The sequence below is a fragment of the Dechloromonas aromatica RCB genome, assembly GCF_000012425.1.
In genome coordinates, this window is sequence record NC_007298.1 from 3,955,999 (window position 1) to 3,980,456 (window position 24,458).

The window sequence follows — 24,458 nt, forward strand, 5'->3', positions numbered from 1 at the left end:
GGATTTGTTCCAAATTCGTCGCCAATCTGCCCCATTCTAGACCATAGTCATGACTTCCAACGCCAATCAATACACTTGGGCCGGCCGCTTCTCGGAGCCGGTTTCCGATCTCGTCAAACGTTACACCGCCTCGGTCGATTTCGACCAGCGCATGTGGCGCCAGGACATCCGCGGCTCGCTGGCGCACGCCCGCATGCTGGCCAAGCAAGGCATCATCGCCGCCGCCGACCTGGCCGACATCGAGCGCGGCATGGCTATCGTCACCGAGGAAATCGAGTCGGGCAAATTCGAATGGTCGCTCGACCTCGAAGACGTGCACCTGAATATCGAGAAGCGCCTGACCGCGCTGGTTGGCGATGCCGGCAAGCGCCTGCACACCGGCCGCTCGCGCAACGATCAGGTCGCCACCGACATTCGCCTCTACCTGCGTGACTCGATCGACGACATTCTGGTGCTGATCAAGGCTTTCCGTTCAGCCCTGGTTGATCTGGCCGAAAAGGAAGCGGCAACGCCGATGCCCGGCTTCACGCACCTGCAGGTCGCCCAGCCGGTCACTTTTGGCCACCACATGCTGGCCTACTTCGAAATGTTCGGCCGCGACGCCGAGCGCTACGCCGACTGCCGCAAGCGCGTCGCCCGCCTGCCGCTCGGCGCCGCCGCGCTGGCCGGCACGACCTACCCGATCGACCGCGCCTACGTTGCCGAACAGCTCGGCTTCGAAGGCGTCTGCGAAAACTCGCTGGATGCCGTGTCGGATCGCGACTTCGCCATCGAATTCACCGCCGCCTGCGCCCTGCTGATGATGCACATCAGTCGCCTGTCGGAAGAACTGGTCATGTGGATGAGCCCGCGCATCGGCTTCATCCAGATCGCCGACCGCTTCTGCACCGGCTCGTCGATCATGCCGCAGAAGAAGAACCCGGACGTGCCGGAACTGGCGCGTGGCAAGACCGGTCGGGTCTATGGCCAGCTGATGAGCCTGCTGACCCTGATGAAGTCGCAGCCGCTGGCCTACAACAAGGACAATCAGGAAGACAAGGAACCGCTGTTCGACGCCGTAGACACCGTCACTGACACGCTGCGCATCTTTGCCGACATGGCCGGCGGCATCACCGTCCGCGCCGACAACATGAAGGCCGCACTGACCCAGGGCTTCGCCACCGCCACCGACCTCGCCGACTATCTGGTCAAGAAGGGCCTGCCTTTCCGCGATGCCCACGAAGCCGTCGGCCACGCCGTCAAGGCCGCCGAGCAAAAGGGCGTCGACTTGCCGCAACTGACGCTGGACGAACTCAAGGCCTTCTGCCCACAGGTGGAGAGCGACGTATTCGCCGTGCTCACCGTCGAAGGCTCGCTGGCTTCCCGCAACCACATTGGCGGCACCGCGCCGGAGCAGGTCAGGGCCGCTGTTGCGCGCGCTCGCCAGCGCCTGAGCTGATTTCCGCATTCGCCTGAAAGGCCGCCAGCCAACGCTGGCGGCCTTTTTTTTGCGTCAAACGAATTAGGGGTTTAACATATAAGCAAATGTTGATATTTAACTATCGACGTCACTGATAATTAAACCCGAGGCAGATCAGCATGTACTCAACCGTTGTCGACAACACACCGCTCATCAAGGTGAATAGTGCCAAGCACGAAGCGAACTACGCGGTAAATGGTTCCCTGATGAATCCGCTCGAAGCTTTTTACGCTTCCCTTGCAGCCTGTGCGGCGGTCTATGCAAAGAAATCCTGCAAGGAACTTGGCATTCCCGCCGCCGGCATCGAAATCGCCTGCAAGCCTTTTGCCGGCCCCGGTGGCCCGCTGACGCTGGCCAAATTCAAGACCGATGTACGCTTCCCGGCGCATTTCACGGCCGAGCAAAAAGCAAAGATCCTCGACAGCATCGCCTATTGTGCGGTCAAGGATATCGTCGCCAACGGCCCATCCATTGAATTTCAGGTAGCAGAAGCTTGAGCCGAACGAACGAGCAATAAAAAACCGGGGACCAGCCCCGGTTTTTCTTTTCTGGAACCTGAGTGATCAGGCCGCAATACCTTCCAGCATCTGTTGCAGTTCGCCGGTCTGGTACATCTCCTTCATGATGTCGCAGCCGCCAACGAATTCGCCCTTGATGTAAAGCTGCGGAATGGTCGGCCAGTTGGCGTATTCCTTGACGCCATTGCGGATTTCCTCGTCGGCCAGCACATTGACCGTGACAAAATCATTAACCCCGCAGACCTTCAAGATCTGCACGGCCGTGGCCGAAAAACCGCACTGCGGGAAACGGGCATCACCCTTCATGTAGAGGACGACCGGGTTGCCGGTCACGGTGGCGTGGATGCGTTGTTGAACGTCGGACATGATTTCTCCTGATTTAAAGATGGCCGCCTGAAACGCGGTCGATGCCGGCCAGGTCGGGAAAAGTGAATGCGGCTTTGAACCCGGCCGCGGTCAATAAGTTCCGGCTCGCTTCACCCTGGTCGTAACCATGCTCGAAAAGCAGCCAGCCACCGGGGGCCAGATGATCCGCCGCGTCGGCCACGATGTGCCGGATGCAACTCAAACCGTCGGCACCATCAGTCAGCGCCATCTGCGGCTCAAAGGGCAGGCCGTTGAGCGCCAGATGCGGATCACCGTCGGCGACATAGGGCGGGTTGGAAACGATAAGATCGAAGCGCTCGCCGGCCAGCGGCGAAAACCAGTCGCCTTGGCGGAAATCAATCCGGGCGCCAAGCCGGCCAGCGTTGTTGCGCGCGACCGAGATTGCCTCTGCGGACAGATCAACCGCAACAACCGTCGCCGCCGGAGATTCCAGCGCCAGCGAGATGGCGACAATGCCGGAACCGGTTCCCAGATCGACGACCTTCGGTGCCGCCAGCCCCGGCAGCTTTGCCAGCGCCAGTTCGATCAGTACCTCGGTTTCCGGACGCGGAATGAGCACGGCCGGCGAAACCTGAAATACCCGCCCGCGAAACTCGGCTTCGCCGACCAGATAAGCCAGCGGCTCACCAGCGGCACGCCGTGCCACCCAATCCTGAAACTGTTCATAAGCCGGCCCGATCACCGGCATTTCCGGGCGCGCCAGCAGATCAGCATGTGAGCAGCCGGTGGCGTATTGCAGCAGCAGACGGGCATCCAGCCGGTCTATCTGCTGTCTGGCGGCGGCCAATGCCTCACCAAGGGTCATGATCGAAATTATCCAGGCGACTCGAATCGGGTGCGTATTGTCCCAAATTTTTCTCCCCGTCGTCGGAATGCTTGCCTTTGAGGCAGACAGGATTCAAAATTGACAACGAGGTGAATTTAATGTTTTTCGCAATTCGACAAGCTTCCTTCTATTTTCTAAGTCTCTGGCTTGTCCTTTGCTCGCCTTTGATCCTGGCTGCACCGCCGCAGGAGATCAGCGTCGGCATCGTGCCGCAACAGGCAGCCACGGCGCTGGCCAAGGCATGGATTCCGTTGCTGGCCGAAATTTCGCAACGTAGCGGGATTCGCCTGACTTTCAAGACGGCGCCTGACATTCCAGCATTTGAAGAGCGCATGAAACGGGGCGAATACGACCTCGCCTACATGAACCCCTACCACTACACGGTTTTCAGCAAGCAGCCGGGCTACCGGGCCTTTGCCCGGGAAAAGAATCGCAAGCTGGTTGGTATCATCGTCGTGCGCAAGGATGACCCGAGCAGCAGCCTCGAAGAACTGGCCGGCAAGACCGTTGCCTTCCCGGCACCGGCGGCCTTTGCCGCCAGCATCCTTCCCCGGGCCGAATTCTCGCGGAAAAACATCCCGATCAAGGCTCAATTCGTCAATTCCCATGACTCGGTCTATCGTGGCGTCGCCCAAGGGAGTTTCGCGGCTGGCGCAGGCATCAAGCGCACCCTTGAGGCCATCGAGCCAGCCATTTCCAGACAGCTGCGCATCCTTGCCACAACGCCAAGCTATGTTCCGCATGCCTTTGCAGCCCATCCGCGCGTGGCGGCCAGAACGCTGGACAAGGTCATGGCCGCCATGCTGACACTGGACCTCGACGAAGCGGGTCGCACCGCCCTTGAACCGCTCAGTTTCAAGGGCATCGAGGGTGGTGCGGACAAGGATTGGGATGAAATTCGCAAGCTGCGTATTGATCTTCAGGTTGGCCAACCCGGGAAGTCGCCCCTGCCGTGAAATTCCGCACCAAGACCATCCTTGGCGTCGCCCTGATCGAGGGGGTCTTGCTGGCCATACTGGGTATCGGCATCCTCAGTCTTTTCCGCGATGCCAACGAACAGCAAATCACCCGCCGGGCTGCCGTCTCGGCCCGTCTGCTGGCTGCCAGCGCCCGCGATGCCATGGTCGCCTACGACCTGGCCACCATCGATGGCATTGCCAGCGATGTACTGGAGACCGGCGAAATCAGCTACGTCCGCTTCCTCGACGGGCAAGGCCGGGTGATGGTCGAGCGCGGAGCATTGCCGAGCCAGCCTGAATTTGCAGCCGGCGTTTCACAGACGGAAGATGGCGTACTCGACCGGGCAGTACCGATTACCGTTTCCGGCGAAAGCTTTGGCCAGATCCAGTTTGGCATCGACATTGCCCCTTTCACGCTGGCGCTTAACCGGACGCAACGCTGGTTCATGGCGCTCTCGGCGCTCGAAATGGGACTGGTTGCCTTCTTCTCGCTGATTCTGGGCACCTACCTGACCCGCCAGCTGACCGCATTGCGCAACGCCAGCCGGGAAATTGCCGAAGGCCGCTTCGACCGCCCCCTGAAAATCGACGGCAATGACGAACTGGCCGAAACGGCACAAGCCTTTAATCACATGGTCGAAAAAGTTGCCGGAAGCATTTCCAGCCTGCGGGAAAGCAAGGCCAAGCTGCGCCAGGCCAAGGAGGAAGCGGAAAGCGCCAACGCTGCAAAAAGCCAGTTCCTGGCCAATATGAGCCACGAATTGCGTACTCCGATGACCGGCATCATCGGCATGAGTTTCCTGATGATGCGCACCGAACTTGACGAACAGCAGCGCGATTTCGCCGACACCATTCAGCGCAGCGCCAATGCCCTGCTCATCATCATCAACGACATTCTCGATCTCTCTGCCATCGAAGCAGAAAAGCTGCGGCTGGCCCATGCCAACTATTCCGCACGCAAAGTCATCGGCGAAGTACTGGCCCTGATCTCCCCAAGCGCCGACGCCAAGAACATTTCCCTCATCAGCCAGATCGCTGACGACTTGCCGGAAATACTGGTCGGCGATGCCATTCGTCTGCGCCAGGTCTTGCTCAACCTGCTCGGCAACGCCATCAAGTTCACCGAACAAGGCTCGGTCACCCTTGAAGTGGCTCACCAGCCAACGGATGATGGCCGACAACGCCTGAATTTTGTGGTTCGTGACACCGGCATCGGCATGACGCCAGGCGTCGTCAACGCCCTGTTCACCCCGTTCTTTCAGGCCGATTTGAGCAACACGCGACGCTTTGGCGGAACAGGACTGGGTCTCTCGATCAGTCGCCGCCTGATCGAATTGATGCACGGCGAAATCAGCGCCGAATCAGAACCGGACGTTGGCAGCACCTTCCGCTTTCACATCGTCGCCGATCTGCCTGAAACATCGGTCGCCGAAGAACAACCCCAAAAGGCCGACGGTGAGCGCCACTTCGATGCCCGACGCATTCTGGTCGTCGATGACCGGCAGATCAATCGCAAGGTTGTCGGCGCCATGCTCGAAAGGCTGGGCTGCCACGTCCTGATGGCCGAGCACGGCGAAGAGGCGCTGGCCCGGCTCGCCACGGAGGTGGTCGATCTGGTGCTGATGGATTGCCAGATGCCGGTCATGGATGGCTTTGAAGCCACCCGACGCATCCGTGAAGGAGAGGACAGCAGAATCGATCCGGCCACCAAGATTATCGCGATGACGGCTAATGCCATGGAGGGCGACAAGCAGCGCTGCCTGGCTGCCGGCATGAACGACTACATCAGCAAGCCGATCTTCGCTGCGGAACTGGAACGTATCCTGACGACCTGGCTGCCCGCAACACCGGCTTGACGCAGCGAGGCGAAAATCAGTTCTGCTCTGCCAGTTCGGCCAGCAGATCGGCTTGGTGTTCGGCTGCCAGGGCGCCAAGCAGTTCATCCATGTCGCCATCCATGATCGCAGCGATCTTGTACAGCGTCAGGTTGATCCGGTGGTCGGTGATCCGGCCTTGCGGGAAATTGTAGGTGCGAATGCGCTCGGAGCGGTCGCCAGAACCAATCAGGCTCTTCCGCGTGCTGGAGATATGGGCCTGCTGGGCGCGCACCTGGACATCCTTGATCCGCGCCGCCAGCACCTTCAGCGCCGACGCCTTGTTGGCGTGCTGCGAACGGCCATCCTGACATTCGGCAACGATGCCGGTCGGCAGGTGGGTGATGCGCACGGCCGAATCAGTCTTGTTGATGTGCTGGCCACCAGCACCGGAGGCACGGAAGGTGTCGATGCGCAGGTCGGCCGGGTTGAGATTGACGTCCTCGACCTCGTCGACTTCCGGCATCACAGCCACCGTACACGCCGAGGTATGAATGCGGCCCTGCGTCTCGGTTTCCGGCACGCGCTGGACGCGATGGCCACCCGATTCGAACTTGAGCCGAGAATAGGCGCCGTTGCCGGCAATCCGGCAGATGATTTCACGATAGCCGCCGAGTTCCGATTCACTGGCCGACATCACTTCGACCTGCCAGCGCTGGCGCTCGGCAAAGCGTGAATACATCCGGAAGAGGCTGCCAGCGAACAGCGCCGACTCGTCGCCACCTGTGCCGGCACGGATTTCGAGCAGCACGCTGCGCTCGTCGTTGGGGTCTTTCGGCAACAACAGTTTTTGCAGCTCGAGTTCGAGTTCCGGCAGGCGCGCCTTGGCTGCAGCCATTTCCTCCTCGGCAAACTCGCGCATGTCCGGGTCGGACAGCATGGCCTCGGCTTCGGCCAGATCATTTTCGGCCTGGCGGAAGGCATTGAACTGGACGACTACCGGCTCAACCTCGGCCCGCTCACGCGACAGCTTGCGGAACTGATCCATGTCGCTGGCCGTACTCGGTGCCGACAGCATGCGGTCGATTTCATCGAGACGATCAACCAGCAACTCCAGTTTTTGGCGGATGCTCGATTTCATTTTGGCGGGCCGGACAATAAAGAGGTCAAGGGGGCGTTATGGTACCCGAGAACACCACTCGTCGGCGATGGAAGGAGATTGCCAGCGAGGAGTGATAGCCCGATAATCCAGACCTTCTTGATGCGCCTCTCATGCAGACCGTCCCCCACTCCCTCATCGCGCTAGCGGAAACCCTGGAGTTACGCTGGCAAAGCTATCGTGCAAGTGGAGACTTCGATCATTTCATCGAATTCACCCTGTCGCTGAATGGCCTGACCGAACGCCTCGGGCAGCAAAACCTGCCCGGCCTGGCCCGCGCCTGCGAAGAGTTGGAGAACCGGGCGCTGGCCCAGTTCAATGACGGCGCAGCCCATCCGGTCACCAGTGAGAACGCCGACGGCATCAGCCAGCAACTGAACACGATTCTGCGCGTCCTGCAACGCCATGAAACACCGGCCGTCATTGCCAAGCGCCAGTCCGACACAGAGGAAGACGAGCGCGATCAATGGGTACGCCAGCGCAATGTCCTGATCATCTCCCGTCCGGATCACCCGTGGTCGGCGGCGCTGGTCGAGCAGCTTTCGTTTTACGGCTTCAAGGCCCATACCGCGAGTTGGGACGACACTCCACAGATGGATGAAGAGCCCCTGGCGGCCGTCTTTATCCCCGACCGCGAAGACAGCCCATACCTGCCCCCGGCCATTGCCGCCATCCAGCGGCTCAAGGCAGTTTTCGTCACCAGTTACTTCTACTGCCTTTCGGTGCCCTCCTCGCTGGAAGCCATTGTCGGCCTGCAACGAGCCGGAGCGAATGTCTGCATTCCGGCCGAATTCAAGCTCAGCGACATCCTGTCCCGCATTCTCGACCTGGTCGAAAGCCGCGAGCAGGAAACCCATCGCGTGTTGATCGTCGAGGATTCGAAAACCGCTGTCGCCCACATCCAGCGTGCCCTGGACAGGCACGGCATTGATAGTCGCGCCATCAACACACCGCTGGCCCTGCTCCAGGTCACCTCGGAATACCGGCCACACGCCATCCTGATGGACATGTACATGCCCTTCTGCACCGGCGTCGAGGTCACCCGCGCCCTGCGCCAGATTCCCGAATACCATTCACTGCCGGTGATCTACCTCTCCGGCGAAACCGACATCGCCCAGCAGGTCGAAGCCTTGCGCCTGGGCGGCGACCAGTTCCTGACCAAGCCAGCCAACCCGATCATCCTCGGCTCGGTGGTCAAGACGAAGATCGAGCGCTATCGCGACATGCTGCGCTCCGGGCGCCACGACAGCCTGACCGGACTACTCAACCATTCCGCCTCCAAGGAGCAACTGGAGCAGATGCTGCGCCGCACCCTGCCAGCCGGGCATCTGTCGGTGGCCATGATTGACATCGACCGTTTCAAATTGATCAACGACAACTACGGCCACCCGGTCGGTGACCAGGTCATCCGCAGCCTTGCCTGGCTATTGCGCGGCCGTTTGCGCAACACCGACCTGATCGGGCGCTACGGTGGCGAAGAATTCATTGTCGCCCTGAACGGTGTCGAACTCGGCCAGGCCATCACGCTACTCGACCGCATTCGCCACGACTTCTCGCAGCTCCCTCATGCCCATAGCCGGGGTGCCGTGCGCGCCAGCTTCAGTTGTGGCGTGGCCTCGGTACCCAGTTACCTGACCGGCGGCTCGCTGATCGAGGCGGCTGACGAAGCACTGCTCCAGGCAAAACGGGAAGGTCGCAACCAGATCATTGCGGCAGGCCGCAAAAGGCAGGAATTAAGCGTCTAATCCGCAGCGTGCAGGTGGAATAGCCGCGCCGCGGCCCCTTGCAGGTCGGCCCGTTCGCCGCCTTCCGCCGAGTTCAGGGTTTGCGTCGGCGCATGCAGGAATTTGTTGGTCAGGCGATGCGACAGGTGTTCGAGCACCTTTTCCGGAGCTTCGCCCTTGGCCAGCAACTTCATCGCATGCTCTATCTCGTGCCGGCGCATCCGTTCAGCCGAATCACGCAGCGAACGGATGACCGGCACCGTATCGCGTGATTCCAGCCAGCCAAGGAAGTCCTTGACCCGGTTGGCAATGATGTCCTCTGCCTCGACGACGGCTGCCTGCCGCGATTCGAGGCCGCTTTCAACCACCTGCGCCAGATCGTCCACCGTGTAGAGAAAGACGTCGTCAAGCTCGCCGACTTCCTCCTCGATGTCACGCGGCACGGCGAGGTCGACCATGAATATCGGACGGTGGCGACGTGTTTTGATCGCTCGCTCGACCATGCCGAGACCAATGATCGGCAAGGGGCTGGCAGTACAGGAAACGACGATGTCGTGCTGGGCCAGATGTTCACCGAGTTCGTCGAGACGAATGGCCGTGCCGCCGTATTGCTCGGCCAGGGCCCGACCGCGCTCCAGTGTCCGGTTGGCGATGGTGACCTGCTTCGGCTTGCCGGCACAGAAGTGGGCGGCGCAAAGTTCGATCATTTCGCCAGCACCGATGAACAGGATGCGTTGCCCGGCAATCGACTCGAAGATGCGCTCGGCCAGATGTACGCCGGCAGCGGCCATCGACACGATATTGGCGCCAATGGCCGTGGTCGAACGAACCTCCTTGGCCACCGAGAAGGAACGCTGGAACAGCTTGTGCAATTGCGTGCCGAGCGTGCCATTTTCTTCGGCGGCGCGTACGGCATCCTTCATTTGACCAAGAATCTGCGGCTCGCCAATGACCATCGAATCGAGGCCGCTGGCCACGCGAAAGGCGTGGCGAATCGCCTCTGGCTGGTCATGGGTGTAGATATACGGGGCAATTTCCTCGCGTCCGACCTGGTGGTAATGCGCCAGCCAGTCGATCACCACATCCGGTGATTCCGCCGAGCAGTAGATCTCGGTACGGTTGCAGGTAGACAGGATGGCCACCTCGCGCACCGGGCGTTCCCGAGTCAGGTCGGCCAGCGCATGCGGTAATTTGTCGGCGCCGAACGCCACTCGCTCGCGAATGGCAAGCGGTGCGGAGTGATGGTTGATACCTAGGGTAAAGATCACCGGATTGGTCGTGGGCGGTCGAAACGGGGGCCGATTATAACATCCACCCCCGCTTGCCCTATTTGCCCCGGATCAGAACAAAAATGCCTGCTTTTCCGGCGTCGCTCGTGGCAAGGCATCGGCGCCAAAGACTTTCATCTGCCGCGGCCGGAACCAGACCGCCTGACCTGCCGCCAATTGCAAGGTTTCGTGCCGCTCGCGCGACAACTCGACTTCGACAATTTCGCTGCCATGCAGCAGTTCGATACGGACCACCGGCCCAATCGGATGCACGTGTTGCACGGTCGCCTGCAAGCCGTCTTCGCTCGGCTGATGGCTGATGTCGATATCGTGCGGACGGACGAAGGCAGTCGCCTTTTCGGCAGCGTCACCGCGCTCGACCTCGGCATACGCCCCCTGCTGGCGACTGTGAAAAACGTTCACATTACCGAGGAACTGGTAAACAAAAGGCGAGGCCGGGCTGGAATAAACCTCGTCCGGCGAACCGATCTGCTCAATCTTGCCGTGGTTCATCACAACGACCCGGTCGGCCACTTCCAGCGCCTCTTCCTGGTCGTGCGTGACGAAAACCGACGAGATGTGCATGTCGTCGTGCAGGCGACGCAGCCAGCGACGCAGCTCCTTGCGCACCTTGGTATCGAGCGCGCCAAACGGTTCGTCAAGCAGCAGTACTTTCGGTTCGACGGCCAGCGCCCGGGCCAACGCGATCCGCTGGCGCTGACCGCCGGACAGTTGCGACGGATAGCGGTCGGCCAGCCAATCGAGCTGTACCAGACCGAGCAACTCCATAACCCGACGCTTGATATCGGCATCGCTCGGCCGCTCAGAACGCGGCTTGACGCGCAAGCCGAAGGCGACGTTCTCGAACACCGTCATGTGGCGGAACAGCGCGTAATGCTGAAAAACGAAACCGACGTTGCGGTCACGAGCGTGCAGATGCGTCGCTTCTGCCCCCGAGAACAGGATCTCGCCCTGATCGGCCGTTTCCATGCCGGCGATGATGCGCAGCAGGGTGGTCTTGCCGCAGCCGGATGGCCCGAGCAGGGCAACCAGTTCGCCGGTCGGGATATCGAGGTTGATGTTGTCGAGCGCGACGAAATTGCCAAAGCGCTTGGAGATGTTGCGGATTTCGATACTCATCAGGTTTTCTCCGGCGCCAGCACGGTATTCAACATTTCGGTTTCCTTCTTCATGCGCCATTCGACGACGGTCTTGGCGACCAGCGTGACCAGCGCCAGCAGGGCGAGGATGGAAGCCGCGGCAAAGGCGCCGATGGCGTTGTATTCGTTGTAGAGAATTTCGACATGCAACGGCAGGGTGTTGGTCTCGCCGCGGATGTGGCCGGAAACCACCGACACCGCACCGAACTCGCCCATCGCCCGGGCGTTCGACAGGATCACGCCGTAGAGCAGGCCCCATTTGATGTTGGGCAGCGTCACCCGCCAGAACATCTGGAAACCGGAAGCGCCGAGCGAGACCGCCGCCTCTTCCTCATCCTTGCCCTGCGACTGCATCAGCGGAATCAGCTCGCGGGCGATGAACGGGAAGGTGATGAACAGTGTGGCCAGGATCATGCCAGGCACGGCAAACACAATCTTGATGTCATGTTCGGACAGCCACTGCCCAAACGTTCCCTGCGCCCCGAAAAGCAGGATGAAGATCAAGCCGGCGACCACCGGCGACACGGCGAAGGGCAGATCGATCAACGTAATCAGCAGGCTTTTGCCCTTGAAATCGAACTTGGCGATCGCCCAGGCGGCTGCGACGCCAAAAACGATGTTGAAGGGCAACACGGCCAGCGCGATGCCGATGGTCAGCCCGATCGCCGAGCGCGTTTCCGGCTCCTTGAGCGCTTCGAGATAAACCGGCACGCCTTGCGCCAGCGCCTCGACGAACACGGCGATCAGCGGCAGGCCGAGGAAGAAGAACAGGAAGCCGAGGCCGATAGCGAGCAGCGAATAGCGAACCCAGCGCGGCTCCTGTGTGGCGCGGGTCGATTTCATTGCCCACCTCCGCTCGCCTTGGCGGCCGCCACTTCCAGCGGCTCGTTGTTCTTGTGCCGGTTGGCCGTCCACCACTGCAGAACGTTAACCGCCAGCAGCAGGATGAAGGACAGACCAAGCATGACGACGGCCAGGGCCGTGGCTCCCAGCACGTCGTATTGTTCGAGTTTGGAAATGATCAGCAGCGGCGTGATTTCGGAAATCAGCGGCAGGTTGCCGGCGATGAAAATCACCGAACCATACTCGCCGACTGCCCGGGCAAAGGCCAGCGCAAAGCCGGTGAGCAAAGCCGGAAAAATGGCGGGAAAGATCACCTTGACGAAGGTCTGCCAGCGCGAGGCACCGAGTGAGGCAGCCGCCTCCTCAACCTCGGTTTCGATATCCTCGATCACGGGCTGCAGCGTGCGCACGACGAAGGGCAGCGTAATAAAAGTCAGTGCAAAAACAATACCGAGTGGCGTGTAGGCAACCTTGATGCCCAGCGGTTCGAGATACTGTCCAAGCCAGCCATTGCCGGCGTACAGCGTGGCCAGCGTGATACCGGCGACGGCGGTCGGCAAGGCGAAAGGCAGATCGACCAGGGCATCAACGAAACGCTTTCCGGGAAATGGATAGCGCACCAATATCCAGGCCACGATCAGCCCGAAAAAGGCATTGATGGTGGCCGCCAGGAATGACGCGCCGAAGGTCACCCGGAAGGCGGCCAGCGAGCGTTCGCCGAGCGCGATGTCAATGATCTGCCCGAAGCCGAGCTCGGAGGCCTTCAGGACCATGCCGCCCAAGGGCAGCAGGATCAGGATCGAGAGATAAACCAGCGTATAGCCCAGCGCCAGGCCGAAGCCGGGCAACACGCGGTGAGTTTTTGCCGCCATTACTTGCTTTGGTAGATCTGGTCGAAGGATCCGCCATCCTTGAAGTGTGCAGCGAAGGCCTTGTTGGCCCCACCGAACACCTCATCGACGGTAAAGGTCTTCACCGGGGGAAAGAAGGCAGCGTACTTCTTCAGCAATTCGGCATCACGTGGCCGCAGGTAGTTCTGGGCGGCATTTTCCTGCCCCTCCTTTGACCACAGGTATTCCAGATAAGCCTGAGCCTGCTTGCGGGTGCCCTTTTTGTCGACCACCTTCTCGACCAGCGCCACCGGGAACTCGGTCTGCATGGTCAGGCTGGGGTACACCACTTCGAACTCACCCTTGCCGAACTCCTTGGCAATCATCTCGGCTTCGGATTCGAAGGTAATCAGCACATCGCCCATCCGGCGCTGCATGAAGGTCGTCGTCGCGTCACGGCCACCGGCGGCGAACAGCGGGGCATTTTTCAGCAATTTGCCGAGAAATTCCTGCGCCGTCTTGTCATTGCCGCCCGGCCGCTTCAACGCCCAGGCCCAGGCCGACAAATAGGTGTTGCGGCCGTTGCCGGTATTCTTCGGATGCGGAATGATCATCTGAACGCCGGGAGCAGCGATGTCGTTCCAGTCCTTGAGGACCTTCGGGTTGCCCTTGCGCACGATGAAAACCATCGTCGACGTATAAGGCGAGGCATTGTTCGGGAATTTCTTGGCCCAATCCTTGGCAACCAGACCTTTGTCGGCCAGGAATTCAATATCGTTGGCCTGATTCATGGTCACCACATCGGCCTCCAGGCCATCGGCCACGGCCCGCACCTGCTTGGTCGAACCGCCGTGCGATTGTTTCAGTTCGATGCTCTCGCCAGTCTTGGCCTTCCAATACTTCTGGAACATCGGGTTGTAGTCTTTATAAACATCGCGAGCAACATCATAGGATGCGTTGAGCAACGTCGAATCAGCCAGTGCAGCGCCTGCCACCAGGCTTAACAAAATTGCGGTAATCGATTTGCGGAATTGGGTCATGCTTCACCTCCTATGCGATTGAGCGAATCTAGCTGAGTCGTTTATAACCACAAAGACAAATTTTGAATTTACTTATAGCCATCTCTACCAAACCCGCGTCGTAAGCGAAAGCCAACCTCCTTGGCTCTATTCGCCAGCCACGCCAGGGGCTATCATTCAACATTAACCACGCAGCCAATATATTCAAGATGCGCGCCTCCCTGCCTGCCACACTCCTGCTTTCCACCTTGCTCGCCGCCTGCGCCTCCAAAGGCGACATCCCGCCGAGCAAGCACATCTCGCAAAGCGGCCCGCTCAAGGTGCATCCGGGCCTGCTCGGCCAGCCAGTACCGCCGGAACTGCAACAAGAAACCCGCACCTCGCCAACAACAACCGGCACGGCAGACTCCGCGATCAAGATAGACCCGGTCGGGTTACGCACTCAGCGTAGCGTCTATTTCGACCTGAACAGCGCAGACATCAAGGCCGACTACGACCCGGCCCTGCGTGCTCATGCCCGCTATCTGGCCGAACATCCGAATGCGCGCGTTCGGGTCGAAGGCAATGCCGACGAACGAGGCAGTTCCGAGCACAACCGGCGCCTGGGCCTGAAGCGCGCCGAAAATGTACGCTCGGCAATGCTCAGCAACGGTGCAGCGGAAAAACAGATCGCCATCAAGACACTCGGCGAAGCACGTCCGAAGCTCGTCGGCCATGACGAAGCATCCTGGTCAGAGAATCGTCGCGCCGACGTGATCTACGAACGGGAAGACTAAACAGAAGAACCCGCCAGCAAAAGGCCTCGCTAAACAGCGAGGCCTTTTTCTTTGGGCGAAGCGATGGCGACTACCGATGACGACTACTTATGATTGCTCAATTCATGTGAAGGCAAATTCGCCAGCCATTCGGAAAACGGTATCTCCGTGACTTCCGGCACACGCCTTTCCACCGACTTCCGGCGCTCGCGCCAACCATTCGGCGGCCCGAGTTCACAGTCGCGGCGATCATCACCCGAGCGCTTTTCGTTTTTCACAACCATCAAACACCTCGTCCTTTAATCACCCCGGAGCCAACACTCCCGACTGGTTTCAATATAAAGGCAGACGAAAAAAGAGGCAGTGAAGAAACTCACATCACAACAAAAATGGCCCGACGGTGCCGGGCCATTTGCGAGATGCGATAAAAAGTTGATCGCGACGAACACGACTGGAATCCGTTGGCGCACGTGATCAACTACCTGGGGCGTGAGTTGCCCGCTGTTACGGTGTCAGTGCCACGACCAGGCCACACCTTCTAAGCATCGCTGATACCGGAACTTGCGCTGCATCGTGGAGCGATCAGGTTTCCTGATTGCAAACGTTGCGTTAAGTCTTCGCCGGACATTGGCTTGCCAAACAAATACCCTTGGAATACCTGGCACCCCGCGGCGGCCAGGAAGTCACGCTGGGCTTCTGTTTCGACCCCCTCGGCCAAGACTTCCATATTGAGGTTGAGGCCCAGGGCGATGATGGTATTCGAGATGGCACAATCGCTTTCATTGTCTGGCAAGTCACGGACAAAGGCGCGGTCAATTTTCAAGCGATTCAATGGAAATGCTTTGAGATAGGCTAACGATGAATACCCAGTGCCGAAATCATCAAGCGCTGTCTTGATGCCGAGGCAGTTGAGGCCGCGCATGATATCGATGGCGCCAATCGGATCAACGATCAGCGAGCCTTCAGTGATTTCCAGCTCCAATAGGCGATTAGGCAAGCCAGTTTCGTCGAGAATCGTTTGTACCGAGGCCAAGAGGTCATTGCGACGAAATTGGCGAGCCGAGAGGTTAACGGCAACCGGAATTTCAAACCCCAATTCGGTCTGCCATGTTCGCGCCTGATGACAGGCTGCCCGCATAACCCATTCACCAATCGAAACAATGAGCCCGGTTTCTTCTGCGACAGGTATGAACTGGACAGCTGAGACATTGCCCAATTCCGGGTTATGCCAGCGCAACAAGGCTTCGACGCCAACCAATTCGCCATTTTTTGCGTTGACCTGTGGCTGATAGACGACCGAAAACTCGTTGCGATCCAGCGCCACTCGCAACATGCGTTCGAGCTTGAAAAGATGGGTGCCCATCTCGTTCATTTCGTGCGAGTAATATTTGTATAAATTGCGGCCGTCGGCCTTGGCGCTATATAAGGCAGACTCCGCCGCCATCATTAGTGTCTTGCTGTCTAGGCCGTCATTCGGAAAGATGGCGACCCCGATACTGGCACTGATATGCGCGTTGATGCCGCCCATTTGAAATGGGCGTGCAAAAGCGGTGAGCAGCTTTTCGCAAATGCCGCCGATGGTCTGAGGATCAACAATTTCGTTGAGCAATATCGAGAAGCGGTTGCCCCCAAGGCGGGCCACGATGTCGTATTTTCGCAGGGAAACCTTGACCCGCTCCGCCGCCTCGATCAGCACCTGATCGCCGACTGAATAACCCATTGAGTCATTGATCGCCTTGAAACGATCAAGGTCGAGCTGAAGTATTGAAAATCGGCTGCTGTTTCTTTTCGCATTGGCCAACTGCTGCTCAAGGGCTGAAAGCCAGGATTCCCGATTGGGAAGAGCGGTCAGTCCATCAAAGGTTCTGAGTTGATCCAGTAGTGCCTCGACCGTCTTTTGCTGACTGAGGTCGAAAATCATCCCCGTGTAGTTCACAACCTTTCCGTCCTGACTTCTCACCACGGCAATCGAAAGCAAGGCCGGATAAATCTCACCATTCTTTCGCCGATTCCAGACCTCCCCTTCCCAGGTGTCATTAGCGTTAAGTTCTTGCCACATCCTTGCGAAGAAAGCCGCATCGTGCCGACCGGACTTGAGGATGCGCGGATGCTGGCCGATGATTTCCGAGCGGCTATAACCAGAGATTCTCAGGAAGGCGGGATTGACTTCGACGATCCGCTGGTCGGCATCGGTGACCAGAATGGATTCAACGCTATTCGCAAAAACGGCTTCAGCAAGATTGAGTTGGTGTTCGGCCACGCGACGACCGCGTTGAATCTGGCGAATCAGAATTCCCGCCAGCATGAAAGCCAGAAGTACCAACAAACCGCTGATCGAGAGTTCTTTCCAGGCGCGTTTTTCGACCTGTTCGGCACTGACGCCGAGCGAGGCATTTAACCGATCCTCAAGGGCCTTCATGGCATCGATTTTTGCGGTTGAGACTTCAAACCACATTTCCGGTGTCGGTAACGATATGGATAAAGCCTCGGTGGTCGACATGCTGCCGTGCGACTCCTCCCAAAAGGCAACGGCCTTGATCTTTTGCCGGATACGCTCAGCGTCCTTGATGTCGGGCTGGGCCAGAATTTCGCGATACCTGGCCGCCGTTTCTGCATCGGCCAGGCGGACGAAGTTGGCCAGACGAGCCTGCTCCGTGGCCCGGATATTGTTTAACGTCAGCATCCGGCCTGCACTGAAGTTGTGATCGGACAGGATCGCCGATAGCAACGCTCTTTCCTGCCCCAACATCTCTTTGGCCTGGGAAAAGGCAATAAAGGCCATTTGCTTGCGGAAGATCGAAGACTCGATGGCGCTGCCGAAGGAGCTCAATTGCAGGTCAAACAGCGTGTCAATAATCCACGTATAACGGTCGACCGTGTAATCACGCGATAGCTCGAGACTCTTTACCCGAGGCCGAAGCTCCTGGAGCTGCCCCCATCCTGCATCGAGGCTTCGCTGGAGGGCCTGATCCATGGCATGTTCGCGAATGATTGATTTCAATTCATTCAGCGAACCATCTGTCCGAATCTGCTGCGTCACTAGCGATTCGCCAAAACGCTCACCTCGAGAAGCGATAAAGCCGCTGGAAAACCCCCGCTCGCGTTGTAGTTCGTGGATAAGCCGACTAATCGCCCCATTCGCTCCCATCCATTTTCGATCAAGGCTTGCATTCCGCAACTGGTCGAAGCGCTCGACCAAGCTATGTATCGCGAAAAATGAGAGCGCCAAAAGAAAAACGATCAGCACCCAAGTGGCATTGCGTCGAATGGGCCCAAGAGAGCTTGGTGGAGCTCTTGGCACATTGCTTTGCGGACTGTTTTCAATTGGCATTTGTTAAATCGGTTAAATTTATCAACTTTGATATCAGCGGCAGTTTATCGGACAGGTTAGACTTGCGATTTAATCTCGGTCATTTTGGAGTGTGGAATGCGAATTCGTTGGAGCAGCGATCTGGAGACTGGCATCCGGGCGATCGATCTTCAACATGAAGAGCTGATCGGCATGCTGAACGAACTTGACGCTGCCTATTCGGGAGGATGTGAGCAGTTTGTCCTGGATAGCGTCTTGCAGCGGCTCGGTGCCTACGCGGAGTTCCACTTCGGTACAGAAGAATCCCTAATGGCTACTTTGCCGCGCAGCGAACAGCATGCCGAGGAGCATCTGAGGCAACACAGAGGCTTTATAGAGCAACTGTCACGAATGCGCGCTGCATCCAGTCAAGATGCGCCGCAAACCATGGGCATCTTGATTGACTTCCTCAATGAGTGGCTTTACGAGCACATTCTCAAGAGCGACCGAAATCTCGGTGCCCTGTTAAACCAGAAGACTGCAAATTCGCGTACGCAAAAAATGTAATCCGAGTTTTTGATATGGCGGATGAGCACGCGGTGGCTTCGGCAGCTTTCAGGATGGCGCCCCCTTGAGCATCTGCTTTTGAGAATGACTGAGAGTCCGGTTGTGGTCGGGAGCACTAGCCTGGCCTCTTGCCACAAAGCAGTCATAGCCTGGAAAAATTCCTTCTCGACTGCCGGCTTACAGGTGTCACATCGAAGTCACACTCTCGGCCAATAGCGGCTGTTGAATATGCCATATAATTGGCACTTATGACTGAACGAACCACATCCATCCTCCTTATATCAACGGTCTTGATAGCGATACTTGGTGTGTTTTTGTTGCCCCTCAGGCAGGGGCTTGGTGTCATTTCTAGGTTTATCAGTACCGCATATATCGTCGATATTTTCGCTGTGTGGTTCTTTTTGTTCATGAAGTTAACTTCGAAGCTGGCTCCGTTGAACTTCAAATGGGAGTCGCTATCGCGCAACGAAAATATGTTTTGTATTTTCTATGTGTTCCTTACGAAGGAAGCGCGAGAAGAATGGCGTGGTTATATAAGCGAAAAAAAGAAATGAGGGGCTGCTAGCACTATTGCCTAACTGCCGCTTAGAGTAAGAAATCGCAGCAACCAACTGCATTTGAATGGCATAAGATAGAGTCCGGCCATGCGCGGCCTGCTAGTATGCAATATGATTTCTTGGCCACAATTGAACGAGTAACCAGATGCTAGACAAGTCAGGCGCCAAAAAGGCCTGTATCGCATTTGCTATTGGAGCCTGGGCGATGGCCTTGGTTGAGTTGTTCCATCCGACAATGACAGCCCCCACGGGTAGATGGAGTTGGCTTACAGGTAGCATATTTAATACAGCCGGTAGCTTGGGGCTTGTTGTGCTTTGGGCCGTTGTAGGCAGCTTTCTGTTTCTGACTGGCTACAGGAAGAATTGACCGCTTGGGGCACGGAGCCGACGTAACTCAGGTTTAGAAACTGTCATCCCACGTCTCAAAATGCCAATGGCCGGCCAAAACTTAGCTCCTGTTATTTTTCATTGAGGAGGCTATCAACTGCTTCGGCCGAGGTACTGCATGTGGTCGCTTTCATGACTCCGAATTTCGGCCGAAGCCGCCGGTGACGGATCAGCAGGTATCTGTCGAAAATATGGCAGAAATTAGCCTTTCAGTAGCGCTGAGACCAAACCGCTAACCAATTGCCTGTATGGGGTGTCTGAACCATCGACCGCTGACTGGCTCAAACGCGGAAATGCCCTATGACGCGGTCAGTCCCCCGACTGTTCCCATGCTCGCAAATGGCATCAAGATATTGCGCTATCATCATTGCCAGATCAGGAAAACTGCCCATGTTCGATCACGACATCGTTGCCTTCATCCAGTCCGGCGTCAGCATCACGCTGGCTGCATGCGCGCCGGGGCGGGTGCCGAGCATGAGCCGCGGCTATGCCTGCAAGCCGGTTGATGGCGACACCATCGGGATCATCCTGCCCCGAACGCAGGCCGCCGAAGCGCTCGACAACATTCGTCTGACCGGGCGTGTCGCGGTGGCGTTCAGCCAGCCGACCACCAACCGGACGACCCAGATCAAGGGCTCCGATGCCCGCATCGTCGCCTTCGACCCGGATGACGAGCATCTCGTCCGCAAGCACATCGAAGAGTTCGTTCCCGAAGCCGTCGCACTGGGAACACCGGAAGAGATGGTGCGCGCCCTTCTTTCCTACCAGCGCGAGGATCTGGTGATGGTCCTATTCACGCCGACCAGCGGTTTTGACCAGACGCCTGGCCCGAAGGCCGGTCACCCCTTGCCGGCCACGCCATGACGCCGCGCCTAGACACCATCCGTGAATGCCTGGAGGGGATCATTCCCGGCCACATCGTTACCTGCGATCCGGGTGGAATGCCCAATGTCGCCTTCCTGTCGCAGGCCGAGTACATCGATAACGAACACCTCGCACTCTCCTACCAGTTCTTCAACACCACCCGGCGCAACGTGCTGGCCGGCTCGCCGGTCCGCCTGCTGCTGACCAGCCATCTGACGGCCCGTCAATACCGCCTCTCACTGCAATACCTGCGTACCGAAACGGCCGGCCCGCTATTCGAGCGGATGAAGGCCAAGCTCGCCGGCATCGCCGCGCACAGCGGAATGGCGGGCATCTTTCGCCTGCTCGGTGCCGACATCTACCGTGTGCTGGACATCCTTCCGGTGCCGGGCGGCACCATCAGCCCGCCACCGCCGGCCGTCAACTGCCTGAACGCCCTGCGCCACTCCACCGAGCACCTGAGCGCCTGCGCCAACCTTGAATGCCTGCTCGAAAAGGCCGTGGATTGCCTGGAGAAGGAGTTCGGCTTCAGCCACCTGACGCTACTGATGCACGACGAGGCACGCGGCTGCCTGTTCACGCTTGCCAGCCGCGGCTACACGCAATCCGGCATCGGCTCCGAGATTCCGGTCGGTTCCGGCCTGATCGGCATCTGCGCCCGCGAACGTTCGCCGATCCGCATCGGTTTCATGAGCAGCGAGTACACCTACGGCCGCACCGTCCGCGACGGGCTGGCCGCCGAGGGGCAGATCGACGCCCTGGAAACCGCCATCCCGCTCCCCGGCCTGCCCAACGCCGCCAGCCAGATGGCGATCCCCATCGTCGCCGGCGACCGGCTGCTCGGCGTCATCTACGTCGAAAGCCTGGCCGACCTGCATTTTGGCTATGACGAAGAAGACGCGCTGGTCGTCTTCGCCGCCCAGCTCGGCCTGGCAATGCAGCATCACCAGATGACGGACGAGGCATCGGACGACATGCCGGTCACCGAGCGCCCGCCGGCGCCACCGCAAGGCGCGCTGCTGACCGTGCGCCACTTTGCCGCCAACGACAGCGTGTTTCTCGACGATGACTACCTGATCAAGGGCGTGGCCGGCGCCATTCTCTGGGCGCTGCTCAACGACTTCACCCGACGCGGCCGCACCGGCTTCACCAACAAGGGCCTGCGGGTCGATTCCCGCATCCGCCTGCCGGGCGCAAGCGACAACCTCGAAGCTCGCCTCGTGCTGCTGCAACGGCGGCTGGCCGAGCGTAATGTCGGCATCGCCATCGGCAAGACCGGACGCGGTCGTTTCGCACTCACCGTCGAGCGCCCTCTGACGCTGGTCGAGAGCTAATTTTCCGGCTCTGGCAGCCGCCTTTCTTAAATCTTCATTCAGCATTTCTTAAAAGATTCGTAAGCGGGCACCACGCCCCTTGTCCTGCTTTTTTGGCCGCCTAGACTTCCGTCAACACACCAGACAGGAGTCGCCATGAACGCATTTCCAACCGCAGTCGATCCGCTCCGGCTGTATGAACAGCTGCTGCTGATCCGCGCCTACGAAAACGCCATCGTCCGGGGCAGCACCGACGGGCGCATTCCCGGCACCTGTACCTCGGTCGGCCAAGAAGCCGCCGCCGTCGGCGCCATCAATGCCCTTGAGGCCGACGACCTGATCCTGACCAACCATCGCAGCGCCGGCCATCTGCTGGCGCGCGGCGCCGATCCCGGCAGAATGCTGGCCGAAGTGATGGGCCGTCGTGACGGCTACTGCAAAGGCCGGAGCGGATCGCTGCACATCTCGGCCAAGGAACTCGGCGTCGTGCTGACCACCACCATCGTCGGCGGCGAACTCTCGCTCGCGCCCGGCGTCGCCCTCGCCCAGACAATGCAGGGCCGGCCCGGCATCGTCGCCTGCTTCTTTGGCGACGGCGCCGCCTGCGAAGGCAGCTTCCACGAATCGCTCAATCTGGCCGCCCTGTGGAACCTGCCGGTGCTCTACATCTGCGAGAACAACCAGTGGCAGGCCTTCGTCCATCGCCGCGAAGCGATGAGCAGCGAACACGTCTCCGACTGGGGTGCCGGCTACGGCATCCCGGCGCGAACCGTCGACGGCAACGACGTCTTCGCCGTGCTCGAAGCCACCCGCGAAGCCGCCACCCAGGTGCGCGACACCCGCCGACCGGTGCTGCTTGAAGTGCTGACCTACCGCACACGCGGCCATTTCGAACCGGACGACCAGGGTTATGTCGACAAGGCGGAACTCGCCGCCTGGCTGGCCCGCGACCCGATTGCCCTCTGCCGAGATCGTCTGATCGCCGACGGACATCTCGATGTTGCCGCCGACGCCGAACTTGCGGCCCGAGTCGAGGCGAGCATCGCCGCCGCAGTCGCCTTTGCCGCTGCCTCCCCTTTCCCATCCATCGAGGAACTCACCCTCGACGTCTACGCCTGAGATCGCCATGCCCACACTCACCCTGAACGATGCCATCGGCCTGGCCCTGGCCGAGGAAATGCGCCGTGACCACAAGGTCATTGCCTTCGGCGAAGGTATTGCCACCAAGCGCCATGAACTCGTTACCGAATTCGGCGCCCTGCGTGTCCGCAACACGCCGCTGGCCGAGGGGATCATCGCCGGCACGGCAGCCGGTGCCGCCGCCGGAGGCCTGCGCCCGGTCGCCGATCTGCTCTTCGCTCCCTTCCTCTGCTATGCCATGGACGAGCTGGTCAACAGCGCCGGCAAACTGCGCTACATGTCGGGCGGCCAATTCAGCTTCCCGCTGGTCGCGCTGGCCATGACGGGGGCCGGCTGGGGCGTTGGCGCCCAGCACAACCACAACGTCGAAGCCTGGTTCGTGCATAGCCCCGGCCTCAAGGTCGTCATGCCAAGCAACCCGGCCGACGCCCGCGCGCTGCTCAAGACGGCCATCCGCGACGACAACCCGGTCGTTTTCCTGCTTGACATCGGCCTGCTCTATCAACCCGGCGAAGTGCCAAGCGAAGCCGTGCCGATACCGCTCGGTCAGGCGACCACGGTTCGCGCCGGCACGGATGTCAGCCTCATTTCCTACGGCAAGACCGTGCATCACTGCGCGCAGGCGGCAGGAAGCCTGGCGGCCGAAGGAATCGCCGCCGAAGTCATCGACCTGCGCAGCCTGAAGCCGCTCGACGAGGCTGCCATCCTCGCCACCGCCCGGAAGACCGGGCGCGTCGTCGTCGTCCATGAAGCCAACCGCCTGTGCGGTGTCGGCGCCGAAATCGCCGCGCTAATCGCCGAACAGGCCTTTGCCAGCCTCAAGGCGCCCGTTGTCCGCCTCGGCGGCCCGGACGCCCCGGTGCCATCCAGCTTCCCGCTCGAACAGGCCACCGTGCCACAAGCCGATGCCATTGCTGCCGCGGCAAGGCAACTTTGCGCATCGCGTCGAGCCTTAACCCACCCCCCAACGGAGAACTCAAAATGCGCCTTACCACACTGACTTCCATGATCATTTCTTTGAGCCTGGTTGGTAGCACCGCCCTCGCCGGCGAAGCCGACCCAGCCCGCGTCAAGCGCGGTGCCCAGCTGGCCGCTTACGGCGGCTGCGTCGATTGCCACACCCCGTTCAAGCTTGGCCCGAACGGCCCGGAAAAGGAGATGGAGCGGGGCCTCTCCGGCCACCCGGCCGAACTCGTCCTGCCTGCACCGCCCAAGCTCGAAGGCCCCTGGAATTGGGGCGGCGCCGGCAGCATGACCGCCTTCGTCGGTCCCTGGGGCGTTTCCTACGCCAGCAACCTGACGCCGGACCGGGAAACCGGTATCGGTGCCTGGAGCGAAAGGGATTTCATTCAGGCAATGCGCAAGGGCAAGCACCTCGGCGCCGGCCGCCCGATCATGCCGCCGATGCCTTGGCAATCGGTCGGCTCATTACCGGAGCATGATCTGCGCGCGCTCTTCGCCTATCTCAAGGCGCAACCGCCAGTGAAGAACAAGGTGCCGGAGTACGTGCCACCAGTGGCGAGCAACCGCTGATGTCCGTTCATCACCAGGTTTCCAACTAACTGAAGAGGGGAACGGCGTTCCCGGCGCATTGCAGCCTTGTTTTGGCCAGAGAACCAA

Annotated in this window: 22 protein-coding genes; 13 read left to right on the forward strand and 9 right to left on the reverse strand. The window is 59.6% G+C overall.

Translation table 11 applies throughout. The features are described 5' to 3' along the window. Window positions 1-49 precede the first annotated feature (49 nt). Window positions 50-1,438: an argininosuccinate lyase gene (argH, locus tag DARO_RS18775; protein WP_011289406.1), complete on the forward strand. Its 1,389-nt coding sequence runs from the start codon at window positions 50-52 to the stop codon at window positions 1,436-1,438. A 140-nt stretch (window positions 1,439-1,578) separates the two neighbouring features. Then, a complete protein-coding gene (locus DARO_RS18780; RefSeq protein ID WP_011289407.1) occupies window positions 1,579-1,956 on the forward strand; it encodes an OsmC family protein in 378 nt (125 codons plus the stop codon). A gap of 66 nt (window positions 1,957-2,022) precedes the next feature. On the opposite strand, the gene grxD is transcribed toward DARO_RS18780, so the two are convergent. Beyond that, window positions 2,023-2,343 carry a Grx4 family monothiol glutaredoxin gene (gene grxD, locus DARO_RS18785; protein ID WP_011289408.1) on the reverse strand — a complete coding sequence of 107 codons (321 nt, stop codon included), beginning with the start codon at window positions 2,341-2,343 and terminating at the stop codon, window positions 2,023-2,025. A 13-nt stretch (window positions 2,344-2,356) separates the two neighbouring features. Then, the gene (prmC, locus tag DARO_RS18790) at window positions 2,357-3,169 is read right to left on the reverse strand and encodes a peptide chain release factor N(5)-glutamine methyltransferase (RefSeq protein WP_011289409.1); all 813 of its coding nucleotides are present in this window, start codon (window positions 3,167-3,169) and stop codon (window positions 2,357-2,359) included. A gap of 119 nt (window positions 3,170-3,288) precedes the next feature. Between prmC and DARO_RS18795 the strand changes: the two genes are divergently transcribed. Both DARO_RS18795 and DARO_RS18800 read left to right on the forward strand, forming a co-directional pair. After that, window positions 3,289-4,146 (forward strand): phosphate/phosphite/phosphonate ABC transporter substrate-binding protein, encoded by an 858-nt coding sequence (locus tag DARO_RS18795; RefSeq protein ID WP_011289410.1) that lies wholly within the window; start codon window positions 3,289-3,291, stop codon window positions 4,144-4,146. Beyond that, window positions 4,143-6,005 carry an ATP-binding protein gene (locus DARO_RS18800; protein WP_011289411.1) on the forward strand — a complete coding sequence of 621 codons (1,863 nt, stop codon included), beginning with the start codon at window positions 4,143-4,145 and terminating at the stop codon, window positions 6,003-6,005. Before DARO_RS18795 ends, DARO_RS18800 begins: the two co-directional genes overlap by 4 nt. A gap of 16 nt (window positions 6,006-6,021) precedes the next feature. Here DARO_RS18800 and prfA read toward each other — a convergent pair whose 3' ends face one another. After that, window positions 6,022-7,104 (reverse strand): peptide chain release factor 1, encoded by a 1,083-nt coding sequence (prfA, locus tag DARO_RS18805; protein WP_011289412.1) that lies wholly within the window; start codon window positions 7,102-7,104, stop codon window positions 6,022-6,024. 131 nt (window positions 7,105-7,235) lie between these two features. Between prfA and DARO_RS18810 the strand changes: the two genes are divergently transcribed. Next, window positions 7,236-8,867: a diguanylate cyclase gene (locus tag DARO_RS18810; RefSeq protein ID WP_011289413.1), complete on the forward strand. Its 1,632-nt coding sequence runs from the start codon at window positions 7,236-7,238 to the stop codon at window positions 8,865-8,867. Here DARO_RS18810 and hemA read toward each other — a convergent pair. The 5 genes from hemA to DARO_RS18835 form a co-directional block, all read right to left on the reverse strand. After that, window positions 8,864-10,114 carry a glutamyl-tRNA reductase gene (hemA, locus tag DARO_RS18815; protein ID WP_011289414.1) on the reverse strand — a complete coding sequence of 417 codons (1,251 nt, stop codon included), beginning with the start codon at window positions 10,112-10,114 and terminating at the stop codon, window positions 8,864-8,866. The genes DARO_RS18810 and hemA overlap by 4 nt on opposite strands. A gap of 72 nt (window positions 10,115-10,186) precedes the next feature. Beyond that, window positions 10,187-11,254 carry a sulfate ABC transporter ATP-binding protein gene (locus tag DARO_RS18820; protein ID WP_011289415.1) on the reverse strand — a complete coding sequence of 356 codons (1,068 nt, stop codon included), beginning with the start codon at window positions 11,252-11,254 and terminating at the stop codon, window positions 10,187-10,189. Further along, window positions 11,254-12,117 carry a sulfate ABC transporter permease subunit CysW gene (gene cysW / locus DARO_RS18825; RefSeq protein ID WP_011289416.1) on the reverse strand — a complete coding sequence of 288 codons (864 nt, stop codon included), beginning with the start codon at window positions 12,115-12,117 and terminating at the stop codon, window positions 11,254-11,256. Before cysW ends, DARO_RS18820 begins: the two co-directional genes overlap by 1 nt. Beyond that, window positions 12,114-12,989, reverse strand: a complete 876-nt coding sequence (cysT, locus tag DARO_RS18830) for a sulfate ABC transporter permease subunit CysT (RefSeq protein WP_011289417.1) — start codon at window positions 12,987-12,989, stop codon at window positions 12,114-12,116. Before cysT ends, cysW begins: the two co-directional genes overlap by 4 nt. Further along, window positions 12,989-13,987, reverse strand: a complete 999-nt coding sequence (locus DARO_RS18835) for a sulfate ABC transporter substrate-binding protein (protein WP_011289418.1) — start codon at window positions 13,985-13,987, stop codon at window positions 12,989-12,991. The genes cysT and DARO_RS18835 overlap by 1 nt, the downstream gene beginning before the upstream one ends. A gap of 188 nt (window positions 13,988-14,175) precedes the next feature. On the opposite strand from DARO_RS18835, the gene DARO_RS18840 reads away from it, so the two are divergent. Beyond that, window positions 14,176-14,742 (forward strand): OmpA family protein, encoded by a 567-nt coding sequence (locus DARO_RS18840; protein WP_011289419.1) that lies wholly within the window; start codon window positions 14,176-14,178, stop codon window positions 14,740-14,742. Between the two features lie 517 nt (window positions 14,743-15,259). On the opposite strand, the gene DARO_RS18850 is transcribed toward DARO_RS18840, so the two are convergent. Next, the gene (locus DARO_RS18850) at window positions 15,260-18,052 is read right to left on the reverse strand and encodes an EAL domain-containing protein (protein ID WP_011289420.1); all 2,793 of its coding nucleotides are present in this window, start codon (window positions 18,050-18,052) and stop codon (window positions 15,260-15,262) included. 96 nt (window positions 18,053-18,148) lie between these two features. Here DARO_RS18850 and DARO_RS18855 point away from each other — a divergent pair, with 96 nt between their 5' ends. The 7 genes from DARO_RS18855 (at window position 18,149) to DARO_RS18890 (ending at window position 24,371) form a co-directional block, all read left to right on the forward strand. Then, the gene (locus tag DARO_RS18855) at window positions 18,149-18,577 is read left to right on the forward strand and encodes a bacteriohemerythrin (RefSeq protein ID WP_011289421.1); all 429 of its coding nucleotides are present in this window, start codon (window positions 18,149-18,151) and stop codon (window positions 18,575-18,577) included. A gap of 248 nt (window positions 18,578-18,825) precedes the next feature. After that, entirely contained in the window at window positions 18,826-19,131 is a 306-nt protein-coding gene (locus DARO_RS23185; protein WP_041224533.1) for a hypothetical protein, read from the forward strand. 780 nt (window positions 19,132-19,911) lie between these two features. Then, window positions 19,912-20,385, forward strand: coding sequence for a hypothetical protein (locus DARO_RS18870; RefSeq protein WP_011289423.1), 474 nt, complete (start codon window positions 19,912-19,914; stop codon window positions 20,383-20,385). After that, window positions 20,382-21,719 carry a GAF domain-containing protein gene (locus tag DARO_RS18875; protein ID WP_011289424.1) on the forward strand — a complete coding sequence of 446 codons (1,338 nt, stop codon included), beginning with the start codon at window positions 20,382-20,384 and terminating at the stop codon, window positions 21,717-21,719. The genes DARO_RS18870 and DARO_RS18875 overlap by 4 nt, the downstream gene beginning before the upstream one ends. Window positions 21,720-21,854: 135 nt before the next feature. After that, the gene (locus tag DARO_RS18880; RefSeq protein ID WP_011289425.1) at window positions 21,855-22,817 is read left to right on the forward strand and encodes a thiamine pyrophosphate-dependent dehydrogenase E1 component subunit alpha; all 963 of its coding nucleotides are present in this window, start codon (window positions 21,855-21,857) and stop codon (window positions 22,815-22,817) included. A 7-nt stretch (window positions 22,818-22,824) separates the two neighbouring features. Continuing rightward, a complete protein-coding gene (locus tag DARO_RS18885) occupies window positions 22,825-23,838 on the forward strand; it encodes a transketolase C-terminal domain-containing protein (protein ID WP_011289426.1) in 1,014 nt (337 codons plus the stop codon). Further along, window positions 23,820-24,371 (forward strand): hypothetical protein, encoded by a 552-nt coding sequence (locus tag DARO_RS18890; RefSeq protein WP_011289427.1) that lies wholly within the window; start codon window positions 23,820-23,822, stop codon window positions 24,369-24,371. The genes DARO_RS18885 and DARO_RS18890 overlap by 19 nt, the downstream gene beginning before the upstream one ends. Window positions 24,372-24,458: the final 87 nt, after the last annotated feature.

Bases quoted from the DNA above. Each gene is read 5' to 3' on its own strand.
- DARO_RS18875 (WP_011289424.1), top strand. From the start codon at position 20,382: ATGACGCCGCGCCTAGACACCATCCGTGAATGCCTGGAGGGGATCATT.
- argH (WP_011289406.1), top strand. From the start codon at position 50: ATGACTTCCAACGCCAATCAATACACTTGGGCCGGCCGCTTCTCGGAG.
- DARO_RS18880 (WP_011289425.1), top strand. From the start codon at position 21,855: ATGAACGCATTTCCAACCGCAGTCGATCCGCTCCGGCTGTATGAACAG.
- DARO_RS18870 (WP_011289423.1), top strand. From the start codon at position 19,912: ATGTTCGATCACGACATCGTTGCCTTCATCCAGTCCGGCGTCAGCATC.
- prfA (WP_011289412.1), bottom strand. From the start codon at position 7,104: ATGAAATCGAGCATCCGCCAAAAACTGGAGTTGCTGGTTGATCGTCTC.
- DARO_RS18835 (WP_011289418.1), bottom strand. From the start codon at position 13,987: ATGACCCAATTCCGCAAATCGATTACCGCAATTTTGTTAAGCCTGGTG.
- cysW (WP_011289416.1), bottom strand. From the start codon at position 12,117: ATGAAATCGACCCGCGCCACACAGGAGCCGCGCTGGGTTCGCTATTCG.
- DARO_RS18850 (WP_011289420.1), bottom strand. From the start codon at position 18,052: ATGCCAATTGAAAACAGTCCGCAAAGCAATGTGCCAAGAGCTCCACCA.
- DARO_RS18780 (WP_011289407.1), top strand. From the start codon at position 1,579: ATGTACTCAACCGTTGTCGACAACACACCGCTCATCAAGGTGAATAGT.
- DARO_RS18885 (WP_011289426.1), top strand. From the start codon at position 22,825: ATGCCCACACTCACCCTGAACGATGCCATCGGCCTGGCCCTGGCCGAG.
- prmC (WP_011289409.1), bottom strand. From the start codon at position 3,169: ATGACCCTTGGTGAGGCATTGGCCGCCGCCAGACAGCAGATAGACCGG.
- DARO_RS18810 (WP_011289413.1), top strand. From the start codon at position 7,236: ATGCAGACCGTCCCCCACTCCCTCATCGCGCTAGCGGAAACCCTGGAG.
- DARO_RS18820 (WP_011289415.1), bottom strand. From the start codon at position 11,254: ATGAGTATCGAAATCCGCAACATCTCCAAGCGCTTTGGCAATTTCGTC.
- grxD (WP_011289408.1), bottom strand. From the start codon at position 2,343: ATGTCCGACGTTCAACAACGCATCCACGCCACCGTGACCGGCAACCCG.
- DARO_RS18840 (WP_011289419.1), top strand. From the start codon at position 14,176: ATGCGCGCCTCCCTGCCTGCCACACTCCTGCTTTCCACCTTGCTCGCC.
- cysT (WP_011289417.1), bottom strand. From the start codon at position 12,989: ATGGCGGCAAAAACTCACCGCGTGTTGCCCGGCTTCGGCCTGGCGCTG.
- DARO_RS18890 (WP_011289427.1), top strand. From the start codon at position 23,820: ATGCGCCTTACCACACTGACTTCCATGATCATTTCTTTGAGCCTGGTT.
- DARO_RS23185 (WP_041224533.1), top strand. From the start codon at position 18,826: ATGACTGAACGAACCACATCCATCCTCCTTATATCAACGGTCTTGATA.
- DARO_RS18855 (WP_011289421.1), top strand. From the start codon at position 18,149: ATGCGAATTCGTTGGAGCAGCGATCTGGAGACTGGCATCCGGGCGATC.
- DARO_RS18795 (WP_011289410.1), top strand. From the start codon at position 3,289: ATGTTTTTCGCAATTCGACAAGCTTCCTTCTATTTTCTAAGTCTCTGG.